Below are 338 nucleotides of genomic sequence, written 5' to 3'. Positions count from 1 at the left end.
TCAGCACATCTTCGACACCGCGCGTCTTGAGATCGTTAAAGACCTTCATCCAAAACTTCGCACCCTCGGTGTTCTCGATCCAGATGCCCAGGATATCCCGCGTCCCATCGGGGAGAACGCCCAGGGCGAGGTAAATGGCCTTGTTGCGCACCAGGCCCTCTTCGCGGATCTTCACCCGCAGCGCATCGAAGAAAATGACCGGGTACATCGACTCCAGTGGCCGCTGTTGCCACGCGCCAATCTCTTCCATGACCTCGTCTGTCACAGAGCTGATGAAGTCGGGTGAAACCTCTGTTCCATACTGCTCGGACAAAAAGGCTCGGATCTCTCTGACCGTC

General features: G+C 56.8%; 1 protein-coding gene. It reads right to left on the bottom strand.

Going from position 1 to position 338, the window contains the following annotated elements; genetic code table 11:
* On the bottom strand, positions 1-338 hold a 338-nt coding region (locus WCE05_RS26485), incomplete at both ends, for a transposase (protein ID WP_368816905.1).

The organism is Pseudomonas sp. I2, assembly GCF_040984075.1.
Lineage (GTDB): Bacteria > Pseudomonadota > Gammaproteobacteria > Pseudomonadales > Pseudomonadaceae > Aquipseudomonas > Aquipseudomonas guariconensis_B.
This window is presented reverse-complemented; position numbering and strand designations above follow the sequence as displayed.